Source organism: Microbacterium maritypicum (assembly GCF_041529975.1).
In the GTDB taxonomy this organism is placed as follows: Bacteria; Actinomycetota; Actinomycetes; order Actinomycetales; family Microbacteriaceae; genus Microbacterium.
Genome location: NZ_CP168030.1, coordinates 2622058 through 2648540, shown reverse-complemented (window position 1 = coordinate 2648540; position 26483 = coordinate 2622058). Strand labels below are relative to the sequence as shown.

The window sequence follows — 26483 nt, the reverse complement described above, 5'->3', positions numbered from 1 at the left end:
CCCAGCCTATTGCGGCCCGACGACACGGCGGTCGCTTCGCGGCGGTGCGCCCGCGTCGTCAGCGGTCGTCGAGAGCCTGTCCGCCGCGGTCGACCAAGCCCCAGGCGGCGGCGGCTGCGCCGAGGAAGCACACGCCGAACACCGCGAACAGCAGGGGCGCTCCCCCGGCGAGAAGGATGACGGGGACGGACAGCGGCGCCACGATCGAGGCGATTCGACCGATCCCGGCCGCCCATCCCGCCCCGGTCCCCCGCAGAGACGTGGGGTAGATCTCGGGCGTCACCGCGTAGAGCGCTCCCCAGGCGCCGAGGTTGAAGAAGGACAGCGCCATTCCCGCGCCGATGATCGCTCCCTCCGTGGAGGCCGTGCCGAAGATCACGGCCGAAACAGCTGAACCCACCAGGAAGACCGAGAGGGTCAGACGTCTCCCCCAGACCTCGATCAGCCAGGCGGCGACGGCATATCCGGGGAGCTGGGCGAGCGTGATGATGAGGGTGAAGCCGAAGGACTTGACGAGGTCGAAACCCGCGTCCACGAGGATGCTCGGAATCCAGATGAACGCGCCGTAGTAGGCGAAGTTGACCCCGAGCCAGACCAGCCACAGGCACAGCGTCCGGAGCCGGAACTCCGGATTCCACAGGGTTGCGAGGCGGGCGCGCGCCGTGATCGCGATCGCCCGAGAGGGCGGCTCTTTCCGGATGGCCGGTGCCGAGACGACACCGGCATCCGCCTCGAACGCCGACACGATGCGGTCCGCTTCCGCGATGCGGCCCCGCGAGGCGAGCCAGCGCGGGGATTCGGGCATCCGCCACCGGACGAAGAGCGCGTACACCGCGGGAATCGCGCCGAGCGCGAAGGCCCATCGCCACCCGTCGTCGGAGGCCGGGATGACGAGGAAACCGATAACCGCCGCGGCGGTCCATCCGAGTGCCCAGAAGGCCTCCAGCACGACGATCAACCGACCACGAATCCGTGCGGGAGCGAATTCGCTCACGTAGGTCGAGGCGACGGGGAGCTCGGCGCCGAGGCCCAGACCGACCAGGAACCGCAGGACGAGAAGCGCAGCGAGTCCGCTGACCAGTGCGCTCGCTCCCGTCGCGACGCCGTAGACGAGCAACGTGAGCGCGAACACCTGCCGTCGTCCGAAGCGATCGGCGAGGAGTCCGCCGAGGGTGGCGCCGATGGCCATACCGACGAAACCGATGGACGCTATCCAGCCGGCATCGCTCTTGCTGAGATCCCACTGCTGGGTGAGCGCCGCGAGGATGAACGAGATGAGCCCGACATCCATCGCATCCAGCGCCCACCCGAGGCCGGATCCGGTCAGCAGGCGGAAGTGACGACGCGTGAACGGGAGGACGTCCAGGCGCTCAGCGAGCGACGCGCGGCTCGGCAGGGCGGTGTTGGCCATGCTCCTCATCGTAGAGCCGCGCCAACCCCGTCCCGCCTCGGATGACGCTCAGTCGCGGTCGGCGAGGATCCTGCGGACCCGCGGGATCACCTCGGTGCCGTAGAGCTCGATGCTGCGCATCATCGACTCGTGCGAAAGGGTACCGGTGGCGTATTTCAGGTCGAAGCGGCCCAGACCGAGAGTGGTGACTGTGTCGGCGATCTTCGCCGCGACGCGATCGGGGGAACCCGCGTAGATCGCGCCCTCCGGTCCGACATCGTTCTGGAATCGCGCGCGACTGTACGCGGGCCATCCGCGCTCGCGTCCGATGGTGTTGTTCATCGCCTCGAAGCCGGAATACGCGGCCTCCCAGGCCTCGGCGTCGGTCTCCCCGATGTGTCCTGGAGAGTGCACGGAGATCGGGTGCGATGTCGTCCCGAACGAGGCGACCGAACGGTGATAGAGGTCGACGAACGGCTTGAACCGGTGCGCAGGGCCGCCGATGATCGCCAGCATCAGTCCCAGACCGTGGCGCGCGACCCGCACGACCGATTCCGGGCTGCCGCCGACGCCGACCCAGGTGCGCAGGCCGTTCTCGGTCTTCGGGAACACGTTCGCGTTCTCGAGGGAGGCGCGCATCGTGCCGGACCAGGTGACCGGTTCCTCCTTCAGCAGCTCGACGAAGAGTTCGAGCTTCTGCTCGAACAGTGCGTCGTAGTCGCGGAGGTCGTAGCCGAACAGCGGGAAGGACTCGATGAAGGAGCCGCGTCCCAGGACGACCTCGGCCCGCCCGTTCGAGAGCGCATCGAGTGTCGAGAACCGCTCGAACACGCGCACCGGATCGTCAGACGACAGCACGGTGACAGCGGTGCCGAGTCGGATGTGCTCGGTGCGCGCGGCGATGGCGGCGAGCACCATCTCCGGCGCAGAAACGGCGAACTCGGTGCGGTGGTGCTCCCCCACGCCGAAGAAGTCCACACCGACGGTGTCGGCGAGTTCCGCCTGCGCCACGATGTTGCGGATCGTCTGCGCCCCGGTGAGGAGCTCTCCGCCCGCATCCCTCGTGATGTCGCCGAAGGTGTCCAGCCCGAATTCGATGCCCATGTCATGCCTTCCTATTCATGTGAATGAACACCTGAAGGTCGGGCCGCATTCCCGTCAGCGTGGCAGCAGCGCCGTGCGCAGGGTGTCGAGGCCGACGCCGCCGATGTCGAGCGCCCTCTTGTGGAAGTCCTTGAACGAGAACGCGTCGCCCTCGGCGGCACGGACGCCGTCGCGGACCTGCTCCCAGATGCGCTGTCCCACCTTGTATGAAGGTGCCTGCCCCGGCCAGCCGAGGTAGCGGTTGACCTCGAACTGCACGAACTGATCGGACATGTTCACGTTGCGGCGCATGAAGTCGAGCGCGTAGTCCGCGTCCCACACACCGGTACCGTCGAGGCGCGGCTTACCGAGGTGCACACCGATGTCGAGGACGACCCGCGCCGCACGCATGCGCTGCCCATCGAGCATGCCGAGACGGTCGGCCGGGTCGTCGAGGTATCCGAGCTGCTCCATCAGACGCTCCGCATAGAGCGCCCATCCCTCGGCATGGCCCGAGGTGCCCGCGAGCAGACGGCGCCAGGAGTTGAGCTCGGCACGGTTGTAGACCGCCTGCGCGATCTGGAGGTGATGGCCGGGCACACCCTCGTGGAAGACGGTGGTGAGTTCGCGCCAGGTGTCGAACTCCGTGACACCTTCGGGAACGGACCACCACATGCGACCGGGACGGGAGAAGTCGTCCGTCGGGCCGGTGTAGTAGATCCCACCCTCCTGCGTCGGGGCGATCATGCACTCCAGTGTGCGGATAGCCTCCGGGATGTCGAAGTGCGAGGCGCCGAGTTCGGCGACCGCACGGTCGCTGGTCTCCTGCATCCACTTCTGCAGCGCTTCCGTGCCGACGAGCTTGCGGGTGGGATCGGCCTCGAGATGAGCAACGGCCTCTTCGACCGAGACTCCGGGAAGGATCTCGTTCGCGATCGCGGTCTGCTCCGCCACCATGCGCGCGAGCTCCTCACGCCCCCACTCGTACGTCTCGTCGAGATCGATCGTCGCGCCGAGGAACCGGCGGGAGTTGAGCGCGTACAGCTCACGCCCCACGGCATCGACGTCGCCGGCGGCCGGGGCGAGCTCCTCCGCCAGGAATCGACGCAGCTCGTCGTAGGCGACCCGTGCGGCGGCGGAATTGTCGGCGAGCGTACGAGCCAGGGAGGCGGGAAGCTGACCCTCGTCCGGGTCGGCTTCCGCCACGAAGGCGGCGAAGAACCCGTCATCGGCGGTGTAGCGGTCGATCTGGGTGGCGACTTCGACCACCTGACGACGTGCGGGCATGACGCCCTCGGCGATGCCGGTGCGAAGCGTCTCGACGTAGCCGCGGAGAGCGCCGGGGACGGCGGCCAGGCGCGTCGCGACGACGTCCCAGTCCTCGACTGTCGACGTCGGCATCAGGTCGAACACCGAGCGCACGTCCTGCGCCGCGGAGGCGATGACGTTGAGGTCGCGCAGATGCCACTTGGCGTCGTGAAGCTCGAGGTCCAGGCGGAGCTCCGCGCTGAGATCGGTCTTGGTGACCTCGTCGATCGCGTCGACGGGCGTGAGAGCAGACAGCTTGTCGAGGGTCGATCGGGTCGCCGCGGCGATCTCCTCATGGCCGGCCGGGCTCAGATCGCCGAAACGATCGTTCACCTCGTCGCGGCCGATGTAGGTGCCGAGAGTGGGCGCCAGAACCGCGATCTTGTCGACCCATTCATCGGCGACGGCGTCGATGGCGGAGGGGGTGCGAGGAGCTGAAGTCATAACTGCCAGCCTAATCCCCGCCCCCCTTCCACCGCCGGAGGTCAGTGCGCGGCTTCGTTCCAGTCGCGACCACGGCCGACCTGCACGTCGAGCGGCACGGTCAGCTCGGCCGCATCTCCCATGCGCGCGCGGACGATGCGCTCGGTGGCATCCCACTCCCCCGGAGCGACCTCGACCACGAGCTCATCGTGGATCTGCAGCAGCACCCGCGAGGAGAGCTGTTCGGACCGCAGATCGTCGTGGATGTGCAGCAGCGCGATCTTCATGATGTCGGCCGCGCTGCCCTGGATCGGCGCGTTGAGCGCCGCACGCTCGGCGTTCTCCCGCAGCACCCGGTTCGGGCTCGCGAGGTCGGGGAACGGACGGCGACGACCGAAGATCGTCTCGGTGTAGCCGACTTCCTTGGCCTTCATGACCGACGCACGCAGATAGTCGCGCACTGCTCCGAAACGGGCGAAGTACTCGACCATGAGCTGCTTGGCCTCGGACTGCTCGATGCGCAGCTGCTTGGACAGCCCGAACGCCGAGAGTCCGTAGACCAAGCCGTACGACATCGCCTTGACCTTGGTGCGCATGGCGGGCGTCACATCGCTCGGATCGACGCCGAACACCCGTGCGCCCACGAAACGGTGCAGGTCTTCCCCGCTGTTGAAGGCCTCGATCAGCCCCTCGTCGCCCGAGAGGTGCGCCATGATGCGCATCTCGATCTGCGAGTAGTCGGCGGTGAGGAGAGCCTCGTAGCCCTCTCCGACCTCGAACGCACTGCGGATGCGGCGGGATTCCTCCGTGCGCACCGGGATGTTCTGCAGGTTGGGATCGGTACTGGAGAGCCGCCCGGTCTGACTTCCGGTCTGCACGTAGGTGGTATGGACGCGGTGGTCATCGCCGATCGCCGTGTCGAGCGATTCGATGATCTGACGCAGCTTGGTCGCTTCGCGGTGCTGCAGCAGCAGGCTCAGAAAAGGGTGCGGATGGCTCTCCTGCAGGTCGGCGAGCACGGCGGCATCCGTCGAATAACCCGTCTTCGTCTTGCGGGTCTTCGGGAGCTGGAGGTCTTCGAACAGGACCTCCTGCAGCTGCTTGGGTGAGCCGAGATTGAACTCGCGCCCGACGACGGAGAACGCCTCCTGCGCGAGCCCCTCGGCGCGCGTGGCGAGCTCGCCGGAGAAGGTCGAGAGCACTTCGTGGGAGACCGCCACGCCGGCGACCTCCATGTCGGCGAGGGTGAGCAGCGTCGGCAGCTCGATGTCGACGAGGACCGTGCCGACCGACTCCGGAATGTCTTCCCGCAGCGCATCGGCGACGCGCAGGGCGAACCAGGCCTCCTGCGAGGGCGTCGCACCCTCGGTCTCGGGCACGAGCTGGGACGGGTCTGCTTCGGGCAGCTTCTCGCCCAGGTATCGCTCGACCAGGTCGGCGAGGGTCTTGTCCGGGAAACTGGGGCGCAGCAGCCAGCCGGCGAGACTCGTGTCGTACGAAAGGCCGCGGAGGCGGAGGCCCTGACGGATCAGCGCCTTGACCTGCGGCTTCGCATCGTGGAGCACCTTCGGCGCGTCGGATTCGATCCACTCGCGCAGGGCTTCGGCAGCGGTGTCCGTCCAGTCGGCCTCGCGCAGATCGGTCAGCGTGGCCGCACCGATGCGCACCGGGACGCCGCCCTGGGTGGTGACGCGAAGGGAGACATCGCCGTCCTGCGCTGCGGCCCAGGCCGCGAGATCGGCGGGCGCGACGTCGACCGGCGCAGGGAGGACGACGACGGAGGCAGGATCATCGGCGACTTCGCCGGCGCCGACGGCCTCGAACACCCGCGGCAGGAGGGTGCGGAACTCCAGACGCGCGAAGATGTCGCGCACCGCCTGTGCGTCGATCGGGGCGACCTCGAGATCAGCAGGTCCGACCGGAAGCTCGACGTCGGTGAGCAGACGGTTGAGCTTGCGATTGCGACGCACGTCTTCGACGTGATCGCGGAGGTTGCCGCCGACCACGCCCTTGATCTCATCGGCCCGTGCGATCAGCTCGTCGAGCGAGCCGAACTGCGTGAGCCACTTGACCGCAGTCTTCTCGCCGACCTTCGGCACACCGGGAAGGTTGTCGCTGGTCTCGCCGACCAGTGCCGCGATGTCGGGGTACTGCTCGGGCCGGACCCCGTAACGCTCCTGGACGGTCGTCGGGTCATACCGCTTGAGCTGGGAGACGCCCTGCACCGAGGGGTAGAGCAGCGTGACATCGTCGTTGACGAGCTGGATGGTGTCGCGGTCGCCCGAGACGACCAGCACGTCGTAGCCCTGTTCCGCGCCCTGGGACGCGAGCGTCGCGAGTATGTCGTCGGCCTCGATCCCCTCTTTCGTCAGAACCGGGATCGACATGGCGGCGAGGCAGTCCTGCAGGAGCGGGATCTGTCCCTTGAACTCCTGCGGCGACTCGGAGCGCGTGGCCTTGTACTCCGGATACTCATCGGTGCGGAACGAGTGCCGCGAGGTGTCGAAGGCGATGGCCAGGTGCGTCGGCTGCTCGGCTTTGATGAGGTTCACCAGCATCGACAGGAACCCGTAGATCCCGTTCGTGTGCTGGTTGTCCTTGGTCGTGAAGTTCTCGACCGGAAGGGCGAAGAAGGCACGATAGGCGAGCGAATGGCCGTCGACGACCATGAGGGTAGGCTTTGCGGAGTCCGTCACCCTGTCAGCCTAACGAGGACGACAGACACCCGCTGAGGAGGATGCATGAGCGACGTCGCGACGAGCGAAGGACTCGACTGGGCCACGGCCCGCGGGATGGGTGCTCTGGCCGAGAAGATGGGCATGGAGTTCGTCGAGTTCAGCGTCGAACGCTGCGTGGCGACGATGCCCGTCGAGGGCAACACGCAGCCGGTCGGGCTCATGCACGGCGGCGCGTACGTGGTGCTCGGAGAATCGCTCGGCTCGATGGCCGCGAACCTCCACGCCGGCGTCGGGCGGCTCGCGGTCGGCGTCGACATCAACGCCACCCACACGCGCTCGGCCACTTCCGGAGTCGTGACCGGCGTGTGCACGCCCGTGCACCTGGGCCGGAGCATCACCGTGCACGAGATCGTGGTGACCGACGATCAGGGTCGGCGCTGCTCGACGATCCGCATCACCAACATGATCAAGGACGTTCCCGCCGAGCGCTGAGCGGCTCCTCCAGCAGTCGCTGGAACAGTACGTGATCCTGCCACTCCCCCGCGATGCGGAGGTACTTCGGAGCCAGTCCGATGCGCTCGAAACCGTTTCCGCGCAGCACACGCTGGGATCCGATGTTGTGCAGCAGTGTCGCGGCCTGCATCCGGTGGAGGCGCAGCTCCATGCGCGAGTACTCCAGGATCTGTGACACCGCGCGGGTCGCGAGTCCGCGGTGCTGCCTCGCGGCGTCGACCCAATAGCCGAGGTCGGCGCTCCAGAACGCGCCACGGACGATGTTGTTGATGTTCATCCGTCCACGGATCTCACCGTCGTCCGACTCGATCACGAAACGGATGCTACGGCCGGACGCGGCGTCGGTGACGCACTCCTGAGCGTGGCGCTCCTGGGAGTCGATCGTGAAGAAGGACTCGCCACGAGTCGGCTCCCACGGTGCGAGGTGCTCCCGGTTCGACAGATACGCCCTCGAGAGCGCTGCACCGTCACCGATACGGACGGGCCGCAGGATGTGCTCGCCATCGAGCCGGAGGACTCCGGCGCTCACCGCTACTTCTTGGGGGCGAGCTGCTCGATGATCGCCTTGGCGACGTCCTGCATGGTCAGACGACGGTCCATGGACGCCTTCTGGATCCAGCGGAACGCCTCAGGCTCGCTCAGGCCCATCTTCTCGTTGAGCAGGCCCTTGGCGCGGTCGACGAGCTTGCGGGTCTCGAAGCGCTCGACCATGTCGGCGACCTCGGCCTCGAGCGTGATGATCTGCTCGTGGCGGGCGAGGGCGATCTCGATCGCGGGCAGCAGGTCGTTCGGCGTGAACGGCTTCACGACGTAGGCGAGGGCGCCTGCTTCGCTGGCCCGCTCGACGAGCTCCTTCTGGCTGAACGCCGTGAGGAGGACGACCGGCGCGATGTTGCCCTTGTGCAGCTTCTCGGCGGCGCTGATGCCGTCGAGCTGAGGCATCTTCACGTCCATGATGACGAGGTCGGGGCGCAGCTCGGTCGCGAGCGCGACCGCGGTCTCGCCGTCACCGGCTTCACCGACGACATCGAAGCCGTTGTCGCGGAGGATCTCGACGATGTCGAGGCGGATCAGCGACTCATCCTCGGCGACGACGACGCGTCGCGGGGCGGATGACGTGGGCTGCTCGGCCTGCTCTTCTTGCTCTGTCACAGAACCATCCTAGTGGAGAGGTCCGTGCGCGGGCTGTAGGTGCTCGCGGCGGAGGATCGCGCCCCGACCCTGCGCTAAAGTCGTAGACGCGACACACGAGCCGGCGTGGCGGAATGGCAGACGCGGAGCACTCAAAATGCTTTGTCCGAAAGGGCGTGTGGGTTCGAGTCCCACCGCCGGCACACGAATCGCGGTCGAGACCGCTGAATCACTCGCACAGCCTCAGATCGACCTCGTGTCCCGGGCCTGCGGACGCGATGACCGGAGGGGACTGCGATGACCTGGCCCGAAGACGAAGTGATCACTCGCCCTCAGCCGGTCGAACTCCATCCCGGCTGGGGCTGGGGTCTGCTGCTCGTTCCCGCGGCAGTGGGGCTCGCCGCCCTCGGCGTGTTCCTGTACCGCTCGCTCGGTTCGGGGGCGGGACTCCTGATCGGCGTCGCGCTCATCGCGTGGGCAGCATCCCTGGTGATGCCGTTCTTCGTCATCGCCTGGTACGCGGTACAGGCGACGTGGAAGGCATCGCGCGAAGCGCGTGGCCAGACCTTCGCCGCCCCATCGCAGGCGCTCCGCGGCATCGGTTTCCGCATCCGCTGGAGCCACGGTGCACGGCGCTTGATGTTCAATCCCGCGTCCTACGACGGACGTGATCTCCCGATGCTCGTCGCCGGTCGGGTCGTCCACGGTGTCGCGATCGGCATCCTGGTTCTCGCGGGCCTGATCGCCGCGTTCCTTTCTTTCACCTCGCGCTGAAGCGACTACTCGGCCAGCACGGCCAGTTCGGCCAGGACTCGAGGATGCGCAAGGATCCGGAAGTGTCCTCCGGTCTCGAGTCGGACGTTCTTGGCCCCGGCCAGCTCGCTCCCCTCCGGTATGTGGGGATCGAACGCCGCATAGATCGACACGATCCGTTCATTGACCGTGAGCTGCCGGGCGATGTCCACGATCGATGGGTCTTCCGGCGAGAAGGCGCGCAGGGTGCGCGACAGCATCAGACGGGCGTAGCGCGAGCCGCCGAACGGCGTAGCGATCGCGAGCATCGAGCGCACCCGCTCCCCCGCCGGGCCGGTCATGACGAGCTTGCCGGCGAGCCCTCCCTTGCTGTGTGCGACCAGGATCACGTCGGTGAGCCCTTGGCGCTCCAGGAACTCCGCGACAGCCGCCGCGATGTCGGCGACCGGACGCTCGTTCCGACGAAGCGTGTCGACGATGTGGACGGCGTGGCCGCGCGCGTGCATCTGCTCCACGAGGGGCTGCATGAACTTCCAGGTCTCGTACACACCCGGAAGCACGACGATGTGCGCAGCGCTCCCTGAGGCGAAGGTCGCGGGAGATGTGCGATCGAACGTCGCACGCAGCTGCCAGTAGCCCGCGTACGCGTAGTCGGCCAGCCACCAGCCCGCGTTCCTCAGCACGCTGATGATGCACTCCTCCGTCTCTGGGAAGCGGCCGATCGCACGCTCGGCGGCCACGGCCCGTCCGGGTTCGCCACGATGGCGGCGGCAACGGTACGAGGCGCGGAGTGCTGCACGACGTGGTGGCGCCCGGGCACCTCCACGAGCCGTTCAGTGCGCGCGGAGTCGCGAAGCCGCCGACACCATTCGCGCCCAGCCACCGGGTCATCGCCTCCCCTGATCACCAGGATGGGCCGCGTCAGCTCGGCGTACCGCTGCTCGGTCGGGTGCTCGATCATGTGCCGCGCCTGCTTCAGGTACCACCGGATGCCGCAGCGGAGATAGTCGGAGAACACGATCAGGTTGCTGGGCGGAGTCTCCCCGAGCGTGTCGATCGCGAGCGCCCTGGTCTGAGACACGAGGCTGCGATGGCTCTGATCGACGACAGGACCGATCGCGACGACGGCCTGCACGCGGTCCGGGCGGTGCAGAGCGGCCTCGGCCGCCCACTGCACTCCCATGGAGTGACCGACGACGATGATGCGATCCTCCCCCAGGGCGGCGATCACTTCCGCGAGTGCTCGTCCCATCCGCACCACATCGGGATTGCCGGAGGGCCTGGGCAGCCCCGCGAATCCCGGCAGGTTCACGGACACCACACGCGTGAGATCAGCAGGAACGTCATGCAACCGCGACAGGTAGCGATGCGACATTCCGATGCCGTGCACGAGCGCGATGGTGGGCGATTCCGCACCCGGCGGCCGCGGGCTGTCCCAGAGCCCGAAAGGCATCCCGTCGGTGACGATGCGACGACGGGAAGGACACATGTTGTGAAGCTACCGCAACGCGCGGAAACGCAGCACGGGCTTGACTGGCGCTCCGGTGCACGGCAGAGGGGGCGAGACCGAAGTCTCGCCCCCTCTCATTGCGGTTTCTGTCCGCGAGATCGCTGCACCCACCACTCGATACCGAAGCCGATCAGGATGAGCGACCCCGTGCAGATGCCGATGATCCACGGATCGATGTGGGTGGTCACGGCCACGAGGAGTGAAGCGAAGAACAGGAGAGCGGGCCACCACCCACCCAGGAATGTAGGTTCAGGCACAGTTTGACTTCCAATCTGACGTGTATCACGCTACAGGGAAGACGGCTGATCGGACGTGACCCAGGACGCGCACGACAGAGGGGGCGAGACCGAAGTCTCGCCCCCTCTGGATGCTGAGTGTCAGACGCCGGCCTTGTAGATCGGGGCTGCACCGCGGATCGCATCGCCGACCTTGTGCACGCGGAGGTCGTTCGTCGATCCGATGATTCCGGGAGGGGAACCGGAGATCACGACGACCTTGTCCCCTTCCTCAGCGAGTCCGTTGCCGAGCAGATACTCGTCGACCTGGTGATACATCAGGTCGGTGTGCTGCACCATGTCGACCAGGGTCGAGCGGATGCCCCACGTGAGCGCCATACGACGGCGGATGTCCGGCTCCGGCGTGAACGCGATCATGGGGATGCGCGAGCGCAGACGCGACAGACGACGAGCGGAGTCGCCCGACTGCGTGAACACGCAGAGGAACTTCGCGTCGACGAACTCGGCGACCTCGAGGGCGGCCAGCGTGATCGCACCACCCTGCGTGCGGGGCTTGGTCGTCAGCGGCGCGATACGCTCCAGGCCGTGCTCCTCGGTGGATGCGATGATCCGCGCCATCGTCTCGACGACCACGACCGGGTAGTCCCCGACGCTTGTCTCGCCGGAGAGCATGACCGCGTCCGCACCGTCGAGGACGGCGTTCGCGACGTCCGAGGTCTCGGCGCGCGTGGGGACGGGGCTGCTGATCATCGACTCGAGCATCTGCGTCGCGACGATGACCGGCTTCGCCATGCGGCGGGCGATCTCGACCGCGCGCTTCTGCACGATCGGGACGGCCTCGAGCGGAAGCTCGACGCCCAGGTCGCCTCGGGCGACCATGATCGAGTCGAACGCGTCGACGATCTCTTCGAGTGCGTCGACGGCCTGCGGTTTCTCGACCTTCGCGATGACGGGGACGCGAACGCCCTCCTCCGCCATGATCTCGTGCACACGGGTGACGTCGGAGGCATTGCGCACGAACGACAGCGCGATCAGGTCGGCGCCGATGCGCAGACCCCAGCGCAGGTCGTCCTCGTCCTTCTCGCTCAGGGCGGGGACGTTCACGGCGACGCCGGGCAGGTTGATGCCCTTGTTGTTCGACACCGCTCCGGCGACGATGACCTTCGTCGTCACGGTCACGCCGTCGGTCTCCACGACCTCGACGCGCACCTTGCCGTCGTCGATGAGGAGGAAGTCACCGGGCTTCACATCCTGCGGGAGCCCCTTGAAGGTGGTCCCGGAGATCTCCTTGTTGCCGATGATGTCTTCGGTGGTGATCTTGAAGATGTCGCCCTTGGCGAGCTCGTAGGGGCCGTCCTCGAACTTGCCGAGACGGATTTTCGGTCCCTGCAGGTCGACGAGGATCGCGACCGGACGGCCGGCGTCCTCTGCGGCACGCCGCACGTTGGCGTAGTTGTTCTCGTGCACGGAGTAGTCGCCGTGGCTGAGGTTCAGTCGAGCGACATCCACCCCCGCGTCGATCAGTGCACGCACCGTCTCATAGGTGGAGGTGGCGGGGCCCAGGGTGGCGACGATTTTCGCGCGTCTCAAAGATTTCTCCAGGGTAGAAGTGGGGGAAGGTGAATCAGGCGACGGTGCCGGCCTCAGCCTACGCGGGCTGGAGACCGATCGCGACATCGCTCGGGCGCACCGGCTCGGGAAGAACCGTGGTGCCCATCAGGAACCGATCGACGTTCGCGGCGGCCGCGCGGCCCTCGGCGATGGCCCAGACGATGAGCGACTGTCCACGGCCGGCGTCGCCGGCGACGAACACGCCGGGAACCGTCGACTCGTAGCCGTTGTTGCGACGGAACGCGCCACGGTCGGTGACCTGTGGGAGCGTCTCCTCGGTGTAGCCGTCCTGCTCCGGTCCGGTGAAGCCCATGGCGATCAGGATCAGGTCGGCCGGGATCTCCCGCTCGGTGCCGCTCTTGGGAACACGACGACCGTCGATGTACTCGGTCTCGGCGACGCGCAGCGCACGGACCTCGCCCACCTCGTTGCCGAGGAACTCGACGGTGGACGCGAGGAACACCCGCTCGCCGCCTTCCTCGTGCGCAGAGGACACCTCGAAGAGCGTCGGCATCATCGGCCACGGCTGGTGGTCGGGACGTGCGTCGCCCGGCTGCTTGCCGATCGCGAGGTTGGTGACGCTCAGCGCGCCCTGACGGTGTGCGGTACCGATGCAGTCGGCGCCGGTGTCGCCGCCGCCGATCACGATGACGTGCTTGCCCTCGGCGCTGATCTGGTCGGTGACCTTGTCGCCGGCGACCGCGTGATTGGACTCGACGAGGTACTCCATGGCGAAGTGCACGCCGTCGAGGTCGCGTCCGGGGATCGCGAGATCGCGCGGAACCGTGGAACCCGTCGCGATGACGACTGCGTCGTAGCGGGCGCGCAGGTCGGGCCAGGAGATGTCCTTGCCGATCTCGACACCCGCGCGGAAGCGGGTGCCCTCCTCCTGCATCTGGCGCAGGCGCGACTCGAGCTGCGACTTCTCCATCTTGAAGTCCGGGATGCCGTAGCGCAGCAGACCACCGATGCGGTCGTCGCGCTCGAAGACCGCGACCGTGTGGCCTGCACGCGTGAGCTGCTGGGCGGCGGCGAGACCCGCGGGCCCCGATCCGACGACCGCGACCGTCTTGCCGGTCAGACGCTCCGGCGGTTCCGCCTCGACCCAGCCCTTGGCGAAGGCCTCATCGATGATCGAGACCTCGATCTGCTTGATGGTCACGGCGGGCTGGTTGATGCCGAGCACGCACGAGCTTTCGCACGGAGCGGGGCACAGACGACCGGTGAACTCCGGGAAGTTGTTCGTGGCGTGGAGCCGCTCGATCGCCTCGCGACCCTCGCCACGCCACGTCAGGTCGTTCCACTCGGGGATCAGGTTGCCGAGCGGGCAGCCCTGATGGCAGAACGGCACACCGCAGTCCATGCAGCGACCGGCCTGACGACGCAGGACCTGCTTGTCGCCGGGCTCATAGACCTCTTTCCAGTCCATGATGCGCACGGGCACGGGGCGACGGGCGGGAAGTTCCCGCTCGGTCACCTTCAGAAAGCCTTTGGGGTCAGCCACCGGTCACCTCCAGGATGCGGTTCCACACGATGTCGCCGTCGGGGTCGATCCCCTCGGCCAGCGCTTCCTCGCGCATGCTCCGCACGGCGGCGAAGTCACGAGGCAGCACCTTCACGAACTCTGCAGCGGTCTCCTCGAAGCTCTCGAGAAGCGCGGACGCTCGCGGCGAGGCCGTGCGTTCGACGTGCGCGACCAGCAGGCTGCGCAGCACCTCGAGGTCGGCACGGTCGAGCGGTTCGAGCAGGAGCTCCCCGCTGCCGAGCGACTGCGCGTTCACCTTGCTCGTGTCGAGCGCGTGCACGTACGCCACTCCCCCGGACATACCGGCACCGAAGTTGCGTCCGGTCGATCCGAGGATCACCGCGAGCCCGCCGGTCATGTATTCCAGCGCGTGGTCTCCCACGCCCTCGACGACCGCGGTCGCGCCCGAGTTGCGGACGAGGAACCGCTCACCGACGACGCCCGAGATGAACATCGTCCCCGAGGTCGCGCCGTAGCCGATCACGTTGCCGGCGATCACGTTCTCATGAGGCGCGATGGCAGCTCCGCGCGGCGGACGGATCGTGATGTCGCCGCCTGAGAGTCCCTTGCCGACGTAGTCGTTCGCGTCGCCCTCCAGGCGCAGCACGATTCCCGGCGGAAGGAAGGCACCCAGCGACTGTCCTGCGGTGCCGTGCAGCGTCACGTCGATCGTGCCCTCGGGCAGACCGGCGGCGCCGTGCCGAGAAGTCACCTGGTGCCCCAGCATGGTGCCGACGGCGCGCTCGGTGTTGGCGATGGGCAACTCGACCACGACAGGCTCGCCGTTGAGCAGTGCGCCCTTGGCGATGTCGATCAACTGCACGTCGAAGTGCTTCTCCAGCTCGTGATCCTGCGTGCGACCGCTGCGGCGCGGTTCGCCCGCCGGGAACACCGGTCCTTCGAGCACGGGGGTGAGGTCGAGTCCCTCGGCCTTCCAGTGCTCGACCGCGGCGTTGACCTCGATGAGGTCGGCGCGGCCGACGATCTCGTCGATCGAGCGGTAGCCGAGCTCCGCGAGGAGCTCACGCACCTCTTCGGCGATGAACTCCATGAAGTTGACGACGAACTCCGGCTTGCCCGTGAACCGCTCGCGCAGCACCGGGTTCTGTGTCGCGACGCCCACGGGGCAGGTGTCGAGGTGGCAGACGCGCATCATGATGCAGCCGCTGACGACGAGCGGAGCCGTGGCGAAGCCGAACTCCTCCGCACCCAGCAGCGCGCCGATGATCACATCGCGGCCGGTCTTGAGCTGACCGTCGACCTGCACCACCACGCGGTCGCGCATGCCGTTGAGCATGAGCGTCTGCTGTGTCTCGGCGAGACCGAGCTCCCACGGCGTTCCCGCGTGCTTGAGCGAGTTCAGGGGGCTCGCACCCGTTCCGCCGTCGTGGCCGGAGACCAGGATGACGTCGCTGAGCGCCTTGGCCACGCCGGCCGACACCGCGCCGATACCCGACTGGCTCACGAGCTTCGTGTGGATGCGCGCCTCGGGGTTCGCCCGCTTCAGGTCGAAGATGAGCTGCTTGAGGTCTTCGATCGAGTAGATGTCGTGGTGCGGCGGCGGGGAGATGAGCCCCACACCGGCCGTCGCGTGACGCGTTCGCGCCACCCACGGGTACACCTTGGTCGGAGGCAGCTGGCCGCCCTCGCCGGGCTTCGCGCCCTGAGCGAGCTTGATCTGGATGTCGTCCGACTCGGTCAGGTACAGGCTGGTCACGCCGAAGCGCCCGGAGGCCACCTGCTTGATCGAGCTGCGGCGCTGGGGGTCGAGCAGCCGGTCCGGATCCTCGCCGCCCTCACCGGTGTTCGACTTGCCGCCGATGCTGTTCATCGCGATCGCGAGCGTCTCGTGTGCCTCACGGGAGATCGAGCCGTAGCTCATGGCTCCCGTGGAGAAGCGCTTGACGATCGCGGACACCGGCTCGACCTCGTCCAGCGGCACGGGCTTGCGGGTTCCGGTGCGCAGCTGGAACAGGCCGCGCAGCGTCTTCAGCTCGGCAGCCTGCTCGTCGACGAGCTTCGTGTACTCGCGGAAGATGTCGTAGCGCCGGGTGCGGGTCGAGTGCTGCAGCTTGAACACCGTCTCCGGGTTGAAGAGGTGCGGCGAGCCGTCGCGCCGCCACTGGTACTCGCCGCCGGTCCACAGCCGCTCGTGCGCACGCGCCGCGGCATCCTCCGGGTAGGCGTAGTCATGACGCGCCTGGTTCTCGGCGAAGATCTCTTCGATGCCGATGCCACCGAGCTTGGACTCGGTGCGGGTGAAGTACGCGTCGATGAACTCCTGGCTGAGGCCGATCGCCTCGAACACCTGGGCACCCGCGTACGACGACACCGTGGAGATGCCCATCTTCGACATGATCTTGAGCACACCCTTGCCCAGCGCGTAGATCAGGTTCTTGACGGCCTTCTCGGGCGTGATCCCGGTGATGTAGCCGGTGCGCACCAGGTGCTCGACCGACTCCATCGCCAGGTACGGGTTGACGGCGGAGGCGCCGTAGCCGATCAGCGTGGCGACGTGGTGCACCTCGCGCACATCGCCGGCTTCGACGATCAGGCCCACCTTCATCCGGTTCTCACGGCGGATGAGGTGGTGGTGGATCGCCGAGACCATGAGCAGCGAGGGGATCGGCGTCAGGTCCTTGTTCGAGTCGCGGTCGGACAGGATGATGAACTCGGTGCCGTTCTCGATCGCTTCATCGACCTCTGCGCACATCTCGGTGAGCCGGTCCTGCAGCGTCTGGGGGCCGGCGTCGAAGTGGTAGAGACCGCGGATAGTCGCACTCGACCGACCGGGCATGGCCTTGTCGATGTGACGGATCTTCGCGAGCTCATCGTTGTCGATGACGGGGAAGTCCAGCGACACCGTGCGCGTGTGCTCCGGACCCCAGGAGAGCAGGTTGCTCTCGGGGCCGAGGCCCAGCTTGAGGCTCGTGACGACCTCTTCGCGGATCGAGTCCAGGGGCGGGTTCGTGACCTGCGCGAACTGCTGCGTGAAGTAGTCGAACAGCAGACGCGGACGCTTGCTGAGCACGGCGATCGGAGTGTCGGATCCCATGGCGCCGAGCGGCTCGACACCGGTCTGGCCCATCGGGGTGAGGAGGATGCGGACCTCTTCCTCTGTGTATCCGAACGTGCGCTGACGACGGGTGATCGATGCCGGCGGGTGCACGATGTGCTCGCGCTCGGGGAGCTCGGCAAGCCGGACGGCGCCGGCATCCAGCCACTCCTGCCACGGGTGCATCGTGGCGAGGTCGTGCTTGATCTCGCTGTCTTCGACGATGCGACGCTGCGAGGTGTCGACCAGGAACATCTTGCCCGGCTGCAGGCGTCCGCGACGCTTGATGCGCTCCGGCTCGAACTGCAGCACGCCGGTCTCGGAGCCGATCACGACCAGGCCGTCGGTCGTCTCGGTCCAGCGTCCGGGGCGCAGACCGTTGCGGTCCAGCGTGGCGCCGACGAGCGTGCCGTCGGTGAAGATGAGGGCGGCCGGACCGTCCCACGGCTCCATCTGGTTGGAGTGGTACTCATAGAACGAGCGCAGCTCCGGCGTGATGTCGGCCTGCTTCTCGTACGCCTCGGGAACCATCATCATGATGGCGTGCGGCAGACTGCGCCCGGTCAGGGTCAGCAGCTCGAGCACCTCGTCGAACGACGCGGAGTCGCTGGCGCCGTCGGTGCAGATCGGGAGCAACGGCTGGATGTCGCCGAGCAGCTCGGACTCGAGCTGCGACTGGCGGGCGCGCATCCAGTTGCGGTTGCCGCCGACCGTGTTGATCTCGCCGTTGTGGGCGAGCATGCGCAGCGGCTGCGCCAGTGGCCAGGACGGGAACGTGTTGGTCGAGTAGCGGGAGTGCACCACAGCCAGCTCGGACGCGAAGCGTTCGTCCTGCAGATCGGGGTAGAACGGCTCGAGCTGCAGCGTGGTGACCATGCCCTTGTAACCGAGGGTGCGGGCCGAGAGCGACACGAAGTAGGCGCCGAGCTCATGGCCGGCGCGCTTGCGGAGCCGGTAGGCGACGCGGTCGAGGGCGATGCCCGTGAGCGGGGCATCGGTGTGGGTCGCTCCGCCGGCGCTGACGAACAGCTGCTCGAAGGCGGGACGCGCCTCATCGGCGAGCTTGCCGAGATTCTCGTTGGCGGTGGGGACCTCGCGCCAGCCGAGGACGCGAAGTCCTTCGGAGCGGGCGATCTTCTCGATCCCGGCTTTCTGCTGGCGGCGCTCGCTCGAGTCGCGAGGCAGGAAGGCCAATCCAGCGGCGTACTCCCCCACGGGCGGCAGTTCGAAGCCGACGACTGCGCGGAGGAACGCATCGGGCATCTGCGTCAGGATGCCGGCGCCGTCCCCGGTGCCCGCGTCGGAACCGATGGCTCCGCGGTGCTCCAGGTTGCGCAGGGCCTCGAGGGCCAACGCGATGATGTCGTGCCCGGCTTCGCCGCGCAGGGTCGCGACCATGGCGAGGCCGCAGGCGTCCTTTTCGAACGCCGGGTTGTACATGCCCTGCTTCGGGGGGTAGGCGCCGGACGCGCCGTAGGGTGGCTGGAAGTACACCAGTTACCGTCCTCAGATCTTCAGTGAAACCCGGGGACGACGTCGGCCCGCTCGTTCAGTGCAATGGTTCTCCCGCCACGAGGTGGCGTTGTTATCGGGAGCCGTTCTCGCTCGTGGGAGCAGTGCTTGTGGCAGTGGCTCCTGCGGTGACTTCCTCGGTCGGAGGCTCGCTCACGTCCACGAAGTCAGAGGGATTGTTCTGCGATTGTACATCAGCGTCGGCGTCGACCTTCTCGCGGCCCGGCTGGTACGGTGACGGCTCGAGACCGGGGTGACGACGCGTCTGCACGACGAGGATCACGAGTCCGACGACGACTCCGATGATCGCTGCCCAGACGTTGCTGCGCAGCCCCAGGATGATCTCGCTCGGATCGATGCGGATCGACTCCCAGACGATGCGGCCCGCGCTGTACCAGATGAGGTAGATCGCGAACAGGCGACCCCACTGGAAGAAGAGCTTGCGGCCGAGCCACAGGAGGACCAGCACACCCAGACCGTTCCAGATGATCTCGTAGAGGAAGGTCGGGTGGAAGAGGGTGCCTTCCGGCAGACCGGCCGGGAACGCGGAGTTCGTCGACTCGATCTCCAGTCCCCACGGCAGGCCTGTGGGAAGGCCGAACAGTTCGTGGTTGAACCAGTTGCCGAAACGGCCCATGGCCTGAGCCAGCAGCAGACCGGGCGCCAGCGCGTCGGCGAACGTCCAGAAGCGGATGCCCGTCCAACGGCAGCCGAGGTATGCGCCGATCGCGCCGCCGATGAGGGCGCCGAAGATCGCGATGCCGCCCTCCCAGATGGCCCACACCGAACCGGGTTCGAACGGGTTCCAGGTGTTCCTGCCCTCGCCGAAGTAGAAGTTCGGGTGCGTGAGCACGTGGAAGATTCGGGCGCCGATGATCGCCAGCGGCACGGCGAGGATCGAGATGTCGATCACGACCCACGGCTCCGCTCCGCGCTTGGTCAGGCGGTAGTTGGTCAGCAGCGTCGCCGCGATGATGCCCGCGATGATGCACAGCGCGTAGAAGTGGATCCGTACGGGTCCGAGGTCGATGTACGACACCGGAGGGCTCGGGATGCTGGCGAGCACGCTGGTGACGGTGCTGGGGAACGCGAGTGACATGAGTGCGATTCTAGTTCTCGGTTTCGGGGCGCGCCGACGAGGTGCCGGCTGCCAGGTTTCGGGTGACCTCGGCGAGGGCGGGGACGCCGCCGTCACGGAGAGCGCGGACCAGTGCGGTCCCGACGATGGCGCCGTCGGCGTACTCCGAGACACCGGCGATCTGTTCGGCGGTGGAGATGCCGATGCCCACGCACGCGCGGTGCGCTCCGTGTGCGCGGAGGCGTCCGACCAGGGTGCGGGCGGCGCGGTCGAGTTCGGCGCGCTCTCCCGTGATTCCCATCGTCGAGACGGTGTAGACGAAACCGGTGGACGACTTCACCACCAGGTCGAGCCGCTCGTCCGAGGAGGTGGGGGCTGCGAGGAACACCCGATCGAGACCGGTCCGCTCACTGGCGGCGATCCACTCCCCTGCCGCGTCGGGGGTGATGTCGGGTGTGATGAGCCCCGCGCCGCCCGCGGCGAGCAGGTCGTCGGCATAGCGGTCGACGCCGTACTGCATGACCGGGTTCCAGTACGTCATCACGAGGACGGGTACGTCGGTGGCCGCGGTGATCGCACGGATCGCTGTGAAGAGGTCGGCCATCCGGAACCCCGCGGCGAGAGCCGTGGTGGTCGCTTCCTGGATGATCGCGCCGTCCATCACCGGGTCGCTGTACGGCGGGCCCAGCTCGATGATGTCGACGCCGTTCTCGGCGAGGGCGATGGCGGCCTGGATGCTGGTCTCGAGGTCGGGGAAACCGACCGGGAGGTATCCGACGAAGGCGCTGCGACCGGCGTCCTGTGCGCACTGGATCGCCTGTTCGACGCGACTCATAGCTGAGGCTCCCCCTTCGAGGCCGTCTCTTCGGCCTCGCTCTCGTCGTCGACGTCGTGCGCGAGAGCGGCTTCGTCGTACAGCTCGAAGTAGCGCGCCGCGGTGTCCATGTCTTTGTCGCCGCGGCCGGAGAGACAGATCGCGATGAGGCCGTCCGGGCCGAGGTCACGCCCGATCCGCAGAGCGCCGGCGAGGGCATGCGCCGATTCGATGGCCGGGATGATGCCCTCCGTGCGGCTGAGCAGCCGCAGCGCCTGCATGGCCTCGTCATCGGTGGCCGGAATGTACTCGGCGCGTCCGATGTCGGCGAGCCACGAGTGCTCCGGACCGACTCCCGGATAGTCGAGCCCCGCGGAGATGGAGTGCGACTCGATGGTCTGGCCGTCTTCGTTCTGCAGCACGTAGGTCTTGGCACCGTGCAGCACGCCGGGTCGTCCGCGCTCGATCGAGGCCGCGTGCTTCTCGGTGTCGACGCCGTCACCGGCTGCCTCCACGCCGTAGAGCTTGACGCCCTCATCGTCGAGGAACGCGTCGAACATGCCGATGGCGTTGGAACCGCCACCCACGCATGCGACGACCGCATCCGGAAGCCGACCGACCTCGTCGAGCAGTTGCGCGCGGGCCTCTTCGCCGATGATCTTCTGGAAGTCGCGGACCATCGCCGGGAACGGATGCGGCCCGGCCGCGGTGCCGAAGATGTAGTTGGTCGTCTCGACCGACGCCACCCAGTCGCGGTAGGCATCGTTGATCGCATCCTTGAGCGTGCGCGAACCGGAGGTGACCGGGATGACCTCCGCGCCGAGCAGGCGCATGCGGGCGACGTTGAGTGCCTGACGCTCGGTGTCGACCTCGCCCATGTAGATCGTGCAGTCCAGACCGAACAGCGCCGCGGCCGTCGCCGTGGCGACACCATGCTGTCCGGCGCCGGTCTCGGCGATCACTCGCGTCTTGCCGAGCCGCTTCGTGAGCAGCGCCTGACCGAGCACGTTGTTGATCTTGTGCGACCCCGTGTGGTTCAGGTCTTCACGTTTGAGGAAGACGCGCGCACCCCCGGCATGCTCTGCGAACCGGGGCACCTCGGTGATCGCCGAGGGGCGGCCCGCATACGAGCTCAGGAGGTGTGCGAGCTCGTCCCGGAAGGCCGGGTCGACGATCGCCTCCTCGTACGCGACGGTCAGCTCATCGATCGCGGCGATGAGCGACTCGGGCATGAAGCGCCCGCCGAACTCGCCGAAGAAGGGGCCGTGCTGGTCGCGCAGGCTCATCATGCCTCCAGGAAACTCTTGAGGGTGGCGACGGGATCGCCGGTCACGAGCGCTTCGCCGATCAGGACGACGTCAGCGCCGGCGGAGCGGTAATGCACGACATCGGCGGGCGTGAGAACCGCGGATTCGGCGATCTTCACCGCGGTCGTCGGGATGCGGTCGACCAGGCGTCCGAACAGGTCGCGGTCGAGTTCGAGGGTCTTCAGATCGCGGGCGTTCACACCGATCAGCGGTGCGCCCAGGTCGATCGCGGCCTCGAGCTCATCGGCCGAGTGCGTCTCGACGAGGGGTGTCATACCCAGCTCGCCGATGAAGCCGAACAGATCGCGAAGGACATCGGGTTCGAGACCGGCGACGATCAGCAGCACCAGATCAGCGCCCGCTGCCCGTGCCTCGAGCACCTGGTAGCGGGTGGCGATGAAGTCCTTGCGCAGCACCGGGAGCGACACTCGGGCGGTGACGGCCTCGAGGTCGGCGAGACTGCCGCCGAAGCGACGCTCCTCCGTGAGCACGCTGATCGCCGAGGCTCCACCCGTCTCGTACAGGGATGCCTGCAGAGCAGGGTCGGGGATCTCGGCGAGTGCGCCACGCGACGGGCTCGCCCGCTTGACCTCGGCGATGATCTTGACGCGATCGGCCGGGGCGAGGAACGAGAGTGCGTCCTTCGCGGCCGGGCGCGCAAGCGCCGCGCGTTCGACCGCATCCAGCGGGCGCGACAGAGCACGACGCTCAGCGTCTGCGACTGCGCCGGCCGTCAGGTCGGCGAGCACCATTAGTGCGCCTTCGGAGCGTACTTCGGACCCTTCACGCCGTAACCGGCCCTCGCGAGCACCCAACCCGCGATCGCACCGATCGGGACGAGCACCAGAGAGATCATGACGAGCACCGGCTGCTCGAAGCAGAATGCGACAGTCGCGGCGGCGACGCCGACCAGCATGATGACCACGGCGGTCCAGGCTGCAGGCGAGTGTCCGTGGCCGGGATCGGCGATCGGGTTGGTCATGTTCTCCTCCGGGGGACGACGTGCAGTTCGGAATCAGTCTATCGGGGTCAACGCGTCGGATCGGTTCCCCGGGACAGCTCGTCCCAGGAATCGACCGCGTCCACCGGGCCGTCGTGCGCGGCCTCGACGTGGTCGGTGCGGTACCGCCGCCCACCCGCCTTCCAGCCACGCCAAGTCGTGAGGACCACCACCGATGCGACGAGCAGGATCACCCATCCGACGAGGGCGATGTACGGCCACGCCGACGGCACGATGCTCGTGACGACCTCGTGGACAGCGCCACCACCGGCGAGACCCGTGACCTCGGTCACTGTCGCGGCGACGGCGTCGAACGGTTCGGTGAGGAGGAGCTGGATCGTCGACCAGCCGAGGAACAGCGCCGTCGCGGCCGCGAGCACGCCGAAGACGAGGCGCACGACCTTGCCGGAGATGGCGAGTGCCGCCCCGAGGGCGAGCACCGCGAGGCTGAGCGGAGCGAGCAGTACCAGGGCCGAGGCTCCCGGAACCAGGATCGCTTCGCCGGCATCCGCACGCTCCACCGTCAACCACGTCTGGGTCGACGAGATGATGCCGATCGCCCCGGCGAGCAGGAAGCCGGAGACGGAGAGCGAGCGACCGCGCTGCGCGATGCTCATGACTGATCCGCTCCCGTCGTCGCCTCGAGGTCGGTGGTGTCGAAACAGGTGCGCGTGCCGGTGTGACAGGCGGGGCCGGTCTGCGCGACCAGGAGCAGGATGGCGTCGCCGTCGCAGTCGAGGCGCGCCTCGTGAACCACCTGGATGTGGCCCGACGTGTCGCCCTTGCGCCAATACTCCTGGCGGGATCGGGACCAGTAGGTCGCCCGCCCTGAGGTCAGCGTGCGCCGCAGCGCCTCGGCATCGACCCACGCGAGCATCAGCACCTCATGCGTGTCGAACTGCTGCACGATCACCGGCGCGAGCCCGTCTGCGTTGAAGGCGACCTGGGCGATGCGCTCTTCCACGGAGGTCATCGGACCACCACCCCATCTGCGCGCAGGGCGTCCTTGACGTCGCCGACGGTGAGCGCCCCCGTGTGGAAGACGCTCGCCGCGAGCACGGCATCGGCTCCGGCCTTGATGGCCGGCGCGAAATCGGAGATCTGACCGGCCCCGCCCGAAGCGATGACGGGCACGGAGGCCGCTTCCCGCATGAGCCGTACGAGCTCGAGGTCGAACCCGTCGCGCGTGCCGTCGGCATCGATCGAGTTGACCAGCAGCTCACCGGCGCCGCGCTCGACGGCCTCTCGCGCCCAGGCGACCGCGTCGAGGGTGGTCTGCGTGCGACCGCCGTGAGTCGTGACGACGAAGCCGGAGGGCGTGGTCGGCGCACGCTTCACGTCGAGCGACAGGACGAGCACCTGTGCACCGAAGCGGTCGGCGATCTCGCCGATCAGCTCGGGGCGTGCGATGGCGGCCGAGTTGACCCCCACCTTGTCGGCGCCGACCGAGAGCAGCCGGGCGACGTCTTCGGCGCTGCGCACTCCCCCGCCGACCGTGAGCGGCACGAAGACCTGCTCGGCGGTTCGCTGCACGACGTCGTAGGTCGTGGCTCGCGCATCGACCGTCGCGGTCACGTCGAGGAACGTGATCTCGTCGGCCCCCTGGGCCGCATAGTGCCTGGCGAGTTCTACCGGGTCACCCATGTCGCGCAGGTTCTCGAAGTTCACGCCCTTGACGACACGGCCTTCGGCCACATCCAGACACGGGATGACACGACTGGCGAGAGTCATCAGAGCCTCGCGTTGTGGATGGCGGTGACCAGGATGGCGCGAGCGCCGAGCGCATAGAGCGCATCCATGACCGGGTTGACCCGCGTGCGCGCGACCATGACGCGTACGGCCACCCATTCCGGGTCACGCAGCGGTGAGACGGTCGGCGACTCCACGCCACCGGCGATCTTCACGGCCTCATCGAGCAGAGCGACCGGCAGGTCGTAGTCGATCATCACGAAGCGGCGGGCGACCATGACGCCGCGAAGCCGGCGCAGGAGCGTCTCGGCACCCTCGGCATCGGTGGGGCCGGCGATGAGCACGGCCTCGGACTGCAGGATGACCGGACCGAAGACCTCGAGCCCGGCCTGGCGGAGTGTGGTCCCCGTCTCGACGACATCGGCGACCGCGTCGGCCACACCGAGTCGGACGGCCGATTCGACCGCTCCGTCGAGCGGAACGAGGTCTACCGCGATGTCGCGCTCGTCGAGGAACGCGTCGACCAGCCCCGGGTAGGAGGTGGCGATGCGCAGTCCGTCGAGCTCGGCCACGTCGGTGTAGCGACCGGTGGGTGCCGCGAAGCGGAACGTGGATCCCGCGAAGCCGAGAGCCTCGATCTCGCGTGCGCCGGGCATGCGGGCGTCGAGCAGCAGGTCACGACCCGTGATGCCCACATCGATCGCACCGGAACCGACGTAGGTCGCGATGTCCTTGGGGCGGAGGAAGAAGAACTCGACGTCGTTCTCGGCGTCGATGACATGCAGGGTCTTGGGGTCCCGGCGTCCGGCGTAGCCCGCCTCGGCGAGCATGTCGGCGGCGGTCTCGGAGAGCGAGCCCTTGTTGGGAACGGCGATGCGCAGCATGGAGTGCTTTCAGTTCGAGAGGAGAGGAACGGAGCGCATCACAGATGTCGGTAGACGTCTTGCAGGCTGAGACCCTTCGCGAGCATCATCACCTGGACGTGATAGAGGAGTTGCGAGATCTCCTCGGCGGCGGCCTCATCGGACTCGTACTCCGACGCCATCCACACCTCGGCGGCCTCTTCGACGATCTTCTTGCCGATCGTGTGCACGCCGCCGTCGAGCTCGGCGACCGTGCCCGATCCTTCGGGACGGGTCTCGGCCTTGACGCTGAGCTCGGCGAACAGCTCGTCGAAAGTCTTCACGATTCCAGGCTACCCGCTCGGGCGAGGTCTCTCAGCCGGGTGACGGCCGCCTCGATGTCGTCCGCGCCGTACACGGCCGAACCTGCGACGAAGGTGTCTGCTCCGGCGGCGGCGGCGTACTCGATCGTGCTGTCCGAGATACCGCCGTCGACCTGGAGCCAGACCGAGGAGCCGCGCCGACGCGCCTCCTCCGCCAGGGAGCGGAGCTTCGGCATCGTCTCGGGCATGAAGCTCTGTCCGCCGAATCCCGGCTCGACCGTCATCACGAGGATCTGATCGAACTCGTCGAGCACATCGAACAGCGAATCGACCGGGGTTCCCGGCTTCACCGCGACGCCGGCGCGGGAACCGATGTCGCGCAGGCGTCGGGCGAGGGCCACAGGATCGGCGGCGGCCTCGAGGTGGAACGTGACGCTCGCCGCGCCGATCTCGGCATACTCGGGTGCCCAGCGCTCCGGGTCGGTGATCATCAGGTGCACGTCGAGCGGGATCGGGCTGGTCGCCTGGATGCGCTCGACCATCTGGGGTCCGAACGTCAGATTGGGCACGAAGTGGTTGTCCATCACGTCGACGTGCGCGAAGTCTGCTGTCGCGATGCGGGCGAGGTCCGCCTGCATGTTCACGAAGTCGGCGGCGAGGATGCTGGGGTTGATGCGCGGTGCGCGAGGCAGATCCACGGTC

At 67.7% G+C, this 26483-nt stretch carries 25 protein-coding genes and 1 tRNA gene; 3 read left to right on the top strand and 23 right to left on the bottom strand.

Translation table 11 applies throughout. From position 1 onward, the window contains the following. Positions 1-58: 58 nt before the first annotated feature. Genes ACCO44_RS12835 through polA form a run of 4 tightly spaced genes read right to left on the bottom strand, consistent with a single transcriptional unit; the run spans position 59 to position 6900 of the window. Entirely contained in the window at positions 59-1411 is a 1353-nt protein-coding gene (locus ACCO44_RS12835) for an MFS transporter (protein WP_105709934.1), read from the bottom strand. Between the two features lie 48 nt (positions 1412-1459). Further along, complete coding sequence (locus ACCO44_RS12830) at positions 1460-2494, bottom strand: LLM class flavin-dependent oxidoreductase (RefSeq protein ID WP_372466816.1); 1035 nt, start codon at positions 2492-2494, stop codon at positions 1460-1462. A gap of 54 nt (positions 2495-2548) precedes the next feature. After that, positions 2549-4225: a DUF885 domain-containing protein gene (locus ACCO44_RS12825; protein ID WP_372466815.1), complete on the bottom strand. Its 1677-nt coding sequence runs from the start codon at positions 4223-4225 to the stop codon at positions 2549-2551. Between the two features lie 41 nt (positions 4226-4266). Further along, positions 4267-6900, bottom strand: a complete 2634-nt coding sequence (gene polA, locus ACCO44_RS12820) for a DNA polymerase I (protein ID WP_372466814.1) — start codon at positions 6898-6900, stop codon at positions 4267-4269. 45 nt (positions 6901-6945) lie between these two features. Here polA and ACCO44_RS12815 point away from each other — a divergent pair, with 45 nt between their 5' ends. Beyond that, a complete protein-coding gene (locus ACCO44_RS12815) occupies positions 6946-7374 on the top strand; it encodes a hotdog fold thioesterase (protein ID WP_105709938.1) in 429 nt (142 codons plus the stop codon). Here the strand turns inward: ACCO44_RS12815 and ACCO44_RS12810 are convergent. After that, a complete protein-coding gene (locus ACCO44_RS12810; RefSeq protein ID WP_372466813.1) occupies positions 7349-7924 on the bottom strand; it encodes a GNAT family N-acetyltransferase in 576 nt (191 codons plus the stop codon). The two genes, ACCO44_RS12815 and ACCO44_RS12810, sit on opposite strands and share 26 nt — an antisense overlap. A 2-nt stretch (positions 7925-7926) precedes the next feature. Then, the gene (locus ACCO44_RS12805; RefSeq protein ID WP_017830602.1) at positions 7927-8547 is read right to left on the bottom strand and encodes an ANTAR domain-containing response regulator; all 621 of its coding nucleotides are present in this window, start codon (positions 8545-8547) and stop codon (positions 7927-7929) included. A gap of 99 nt (positions 8548-8646) precedes the next feature. Between ACCO44_RS12805 and ACCO44_RS12800 the strand changes: the two genes are divergently transcribed. Together ACCO44_RS12800 and ACCO44_RS12795 are read left to right on the top strand one after the other, a co-directional pair. Further along, positions 8647-8729 (top strand) — tRNA-Leu (locus ACCO44_RS12800). A 94-nt stretch (positions 8730-8823) separates the two neighbouring features. After that, positions 8824-9300: a hypothetical protein gene (locus ACCO44_RS12795; protein WP_029263376.1), complete on the top strand. Its 477-nt coding sequence runs from the start codon at positions 8824-8826 to the stop codon at positions 9298-9300. Between the two features lie 5 nt (positions 9301-9305). Here the strand turns inward: ACCO44_RS12795 and ACCO44_RS12790 are convergent, their stop codons facing one another. The 17 genes from ACCO44_RS12790 to rpe all read right to left on the bottom strand — a co-directional run bounded on the left by ACCO44_RS12790 (position 9306) and on the right by rpe (position 26479). Then, positions 9306-9971 (bottom strand): esterase/lipase family protein, encoded by a 666-nt coding sequence (locus ACCO44_RS12790; protein WP_372469408.1) that lies wholly within the window; start codon positions 9969-9971, stop codon positions 9306-9308. Then, complete coding sequence (locus ACCO44_RS12785; protein ID WP_372466811.1) at positions 9956-10768, bottom strand: alpha/beta fold hydrolase; 813 nt, start codon at positions 10766-10768, stop codon at positions 9956-9958. The genes ACCO44_RS12790 and ACCO44_RS12785 overlap by 16 nt, the downstream gene beginning before the upstream one ends. A 95-nt stretch (positions 10769-10863) precedes the next feature. Beyond that, the gene (locus tag ACCO44_RS12780) at positions 10864-11046 is read right to left on the bottom strand and encodes a hypothetical protein (protein WP_372466809.1); all 183 of its coding nucleotides are present in this window, start codon (positions 11044-11046) and stop codon (positions 10864-10866) included. Between the two features lie 120 nt (positions 11047-11166). Next, a complete protein-coding gene (gene pyk / locus ACCO44_RS12775; protein ID WP_029263374.1) occupies positions 11167-12615 on the bottom strand; it encodes a pyruvate kinase in 1449 nt (482 codons plus the stop codon). Between the two features lie 58 nt (positions 12616-12673). After that, positions 12674-14140: a glutamate synthase subunit beta gene (locus ACCO44_RS12770; RefSeq protein ID WP_372466807.1), complete on the bottom strand. Its 1467-nt coding sequence runs from the start codon at positions 14138-14140 to the stop codon at positions 12674-12676. Beyond that, positions 14133-18656 carry a glutamate synthase large subunit gene (gene gltB / locus ACCO44_RS12765; RefSeq protein ID WP_105710343.1) on the bottom strand — a complete coding sequence of 1508 codons (4524 nt, stop codon included), beginning with the start codon at positions 18654-18656 and terminating at the stop codon, positions 14133-14135. Before gltB ends, ACCO44_RS12770 begins: the two co-directional genes overlap by 8 nt. Positions 18657-18801: 145 nt before the next feature. Then, the gene (gene lgt / locus ACCO44_RS12760) at positions 18802-19827 is read right to left on the bottom strand and encodes a prolipoprotein diacylglyceryl transferase (RefSeq protein WP_372466806.1); all 1026 of its coding nucleotides are present in this window, start codon (positions 19825-19827) and stop codon (positions 18802-18804) included. A gap of 10 nt (positions 19828-19837) precedes the next feature. Then, entirely contained in the window at positions 19838-20641 is an 804-nt protein-coding gene (gene trpA, locus ACCO44_RS12755; protein ID WP_372466805.1) for a tryptophan synthase subunit alpha, read from the bottom strand. Next, a complete protein-coding gene (gene trpB / locus ACCO44_RS12750) occupies positions 20638-21906 on the bottom strand; it encodes a tryptophan synthase subunit beta (protein ID WP_029273873.1) in 1269 nt (422 codons plus the stop codon). Before trpB ends, trpA begins: the two co-directional genes overlap by 4 nt. After that, entirely contained in the window at positions 21906-22676 is a 771-nt protein-coding gene (trpC, locus tag ACCO44_RS12745; RefSeq protein WP_029263368.1) for an indole-3-glycerol phosphate synthase TrpC, read from the bottom strand. The genes trpB and trpC overlap by 1 nt, the downstream gene beginning before the upstream one ends. Before the next feature lie 2 nt (positions 22677-22678). After that, positions 22679-22909, bottom strand: coding sequence for an HGxxPAAW family protein (locus ACCO44_RS12740; protein ID WP_029263367.1), 231 nt, complete (start codon positions 22907-22909; stop codon positions 22679-22681). 47 nt (positions 22910-22956) lie between these two features. Beyond that, complete coding sequence (locus ACCO44_RS12735; RefSeq protein WP_105709944.1) at positions 22957-23544, bottom strand: Trp biosynthesis-associated membrane protein; 588 nt, start codon at positions 23542-23544, stop codon at positions 22957-22959. Continuing rightward, positions 23541-23900 carry a phosphoribosyl-AMP cyclohydrolase gene (gene hisI, locus ACCO44_RS12730; protein WP_029263365.1) on the bottom strand — a complete coding sequence of 120 codons (360 nt, stop codon included), beginning with the start codon at positions 23898-23900 and terminating at the stop codon, positions 23541-23543. Before hisI ends, ACCO44_RS12735 begins: the two co-directional genes overlap by 4 nt. Next, positions 23897-24658, bottom strand: coding sequence for an imidazole glycerol phosphate synthase subunit HisF (gene hisF / locus ACCO44_RS12725; RefSeq protein ID WP_372466803.1), 762 nt, complete (start codon positions 24656-24658; stop codon positions 23897-23899). Before hisF ends, hisI begins: the two co-directional genes overlap by 4 nt. Continuing rightward, positions 24658-25500, bottom strand: a complete 843-nt coding sequence (hisG, locus tag ACCO44_RS12720; protein ID WP_029263363.1) for an ATP phosphoribosyltransferase — start codon at positions 25498-25500, stop codon at positions 24658-24660. The genes hisF and hisG overlap by 1 nt, the downstream gene beginning before the upstream one ends. A 38-nt stretch (positions 25501-25538) precedes the next feature. Continuing rightward, positions 25539-25802, bottom strand: a complete 264-nt coding sequence (locus ACCO44_RS12715; RefSeq protein ID WP_017202142.1) for a phosphoribosyl-ATP diphosphatase — start codon at positions 25800-25802, stop codon at positions 25539-25541. Then, the gene (gene rpe, locus ACCO44_RS12710; RefSeq protein WP_105709946.1) at positions 25799-26479 is read right to left on the bottom strand and encodes a ribulose-phosphate 3-epimerase; all 681 of its coding nucleotides are present in this window, start codon (positions 26477-26479) and stop codon (positions 25799-25801) included. The genes ACCO44_RS12715 and rpe overlap by 4 nt, the downstream gene beginning before the upstream one ends. Positions 26480-26483: the final 4 nt, after the last annotated feature.

Bases quoted from the DNA above. Each gene is read 5' to 3' on its own strand.
- ACCO44_RS12835 (WP_105709934.1), bottom strand. From the start codon at position 1,411: ATGGCCAACACCGCCCTGCCGAGCCGCGCGTCGCTCGCTGAGCGCCTG.
- ACCO44_RS12830 (WP_372466816.1), bottom strand. From the start codon at position 2,494: ATGGGCATCGAATTCGGGCTGGACACCTTCGGCGACATCACGAGGGAT.
- ACCO44_RS12825 (WP_372466815.1), bottom strand. From the start codon at position 4,225: ATGACTTCAGCTCCTCGCACCCCCTCCGCCATCGACGCCGTCGCCGAT.
- ACCO44_RS12815 (WP_105709938.1), top strand. From the start codon at position 6,946: ATGAGCGACGTCGCGACGAGCGAAGGACTCGACTGGGCCACGGCCCGC.
- ACCO44_RS12795 (WP_029263376.1), top strand. From the start codon at position 8,824: ATGACCTGGCCCGAAGACGAAGTGATCACTCGCCCTCAGCCGGTCGAA.
- ACCO44_RS12785 (WP_372466811.1), bottom strand. From the start codon at position 10,768: ATGTGTCCTTCCCGTCGTCGCATCGTCACCGACGGGATGCCTTTCGGG.
- gltB (WP_105710343.1), bottom strand. From the start codon at position 18,656: ATGTACAACCCGGCGTTCGAAAAGGACGCCTGCGGCCTCGCCATGGTC.
- lgt (WP_372466806.1), bottom strand. From the start codon at position 19,827: ATGTCACTCGCGTTCCCCAGCACCGTCACCAGCGTGCTCGCCAGCATC.
- trpA (WP_372466805.1), bottom strand. From the start codon at position 20,641: ATGAGTCGCGTCGAACAGGCGATCCAGTGCGCACAGGACGCCGGTCGC.
- trpB (WP_029273873.1), bottom strand. From the start codon at position 21,906: ATGAGCCTGCGCGACCAGCACGGCCCCTTCTTCGGCGAGTTCGGCGGG.
- ACCO44_RS12740 (WP_029263367.1), bottom strand. From the start codon at position 22,909: ATGACCAACCCGATCGCCGATCCCGGCCACGGACACTCGCCTGCAGCC.
- ACCO44_RS12735 (WP_105709944.1), bottom strand. From the start codon at position 23,544: ATGAGCATCGCGCAGCGCGGTCGCTCGCTCTCCGTCTCCGGCTTCCTG.
- hisI (WP_029263365.1), bottom strand. From the start codon at position 23,900: ATGACCTCCGTGGAAGAGCGCATCGCCCAGGTCGCCTTCAACGCAGAC.
- hisF (WP_372466803.1), bottom strand. From the start codon at position 24,658: ATGACTCTCGCCAGTCGTGTCATCCCGTGTCTGGATGTGGCCGAAGGC.
- hisG (WP_029263363.1), bottom strand. From the start codon at position 25,500: ATGCTGCGCATCGCCGTTCCCAACAAGGGCTCGCTCTCCGAGACCGCC.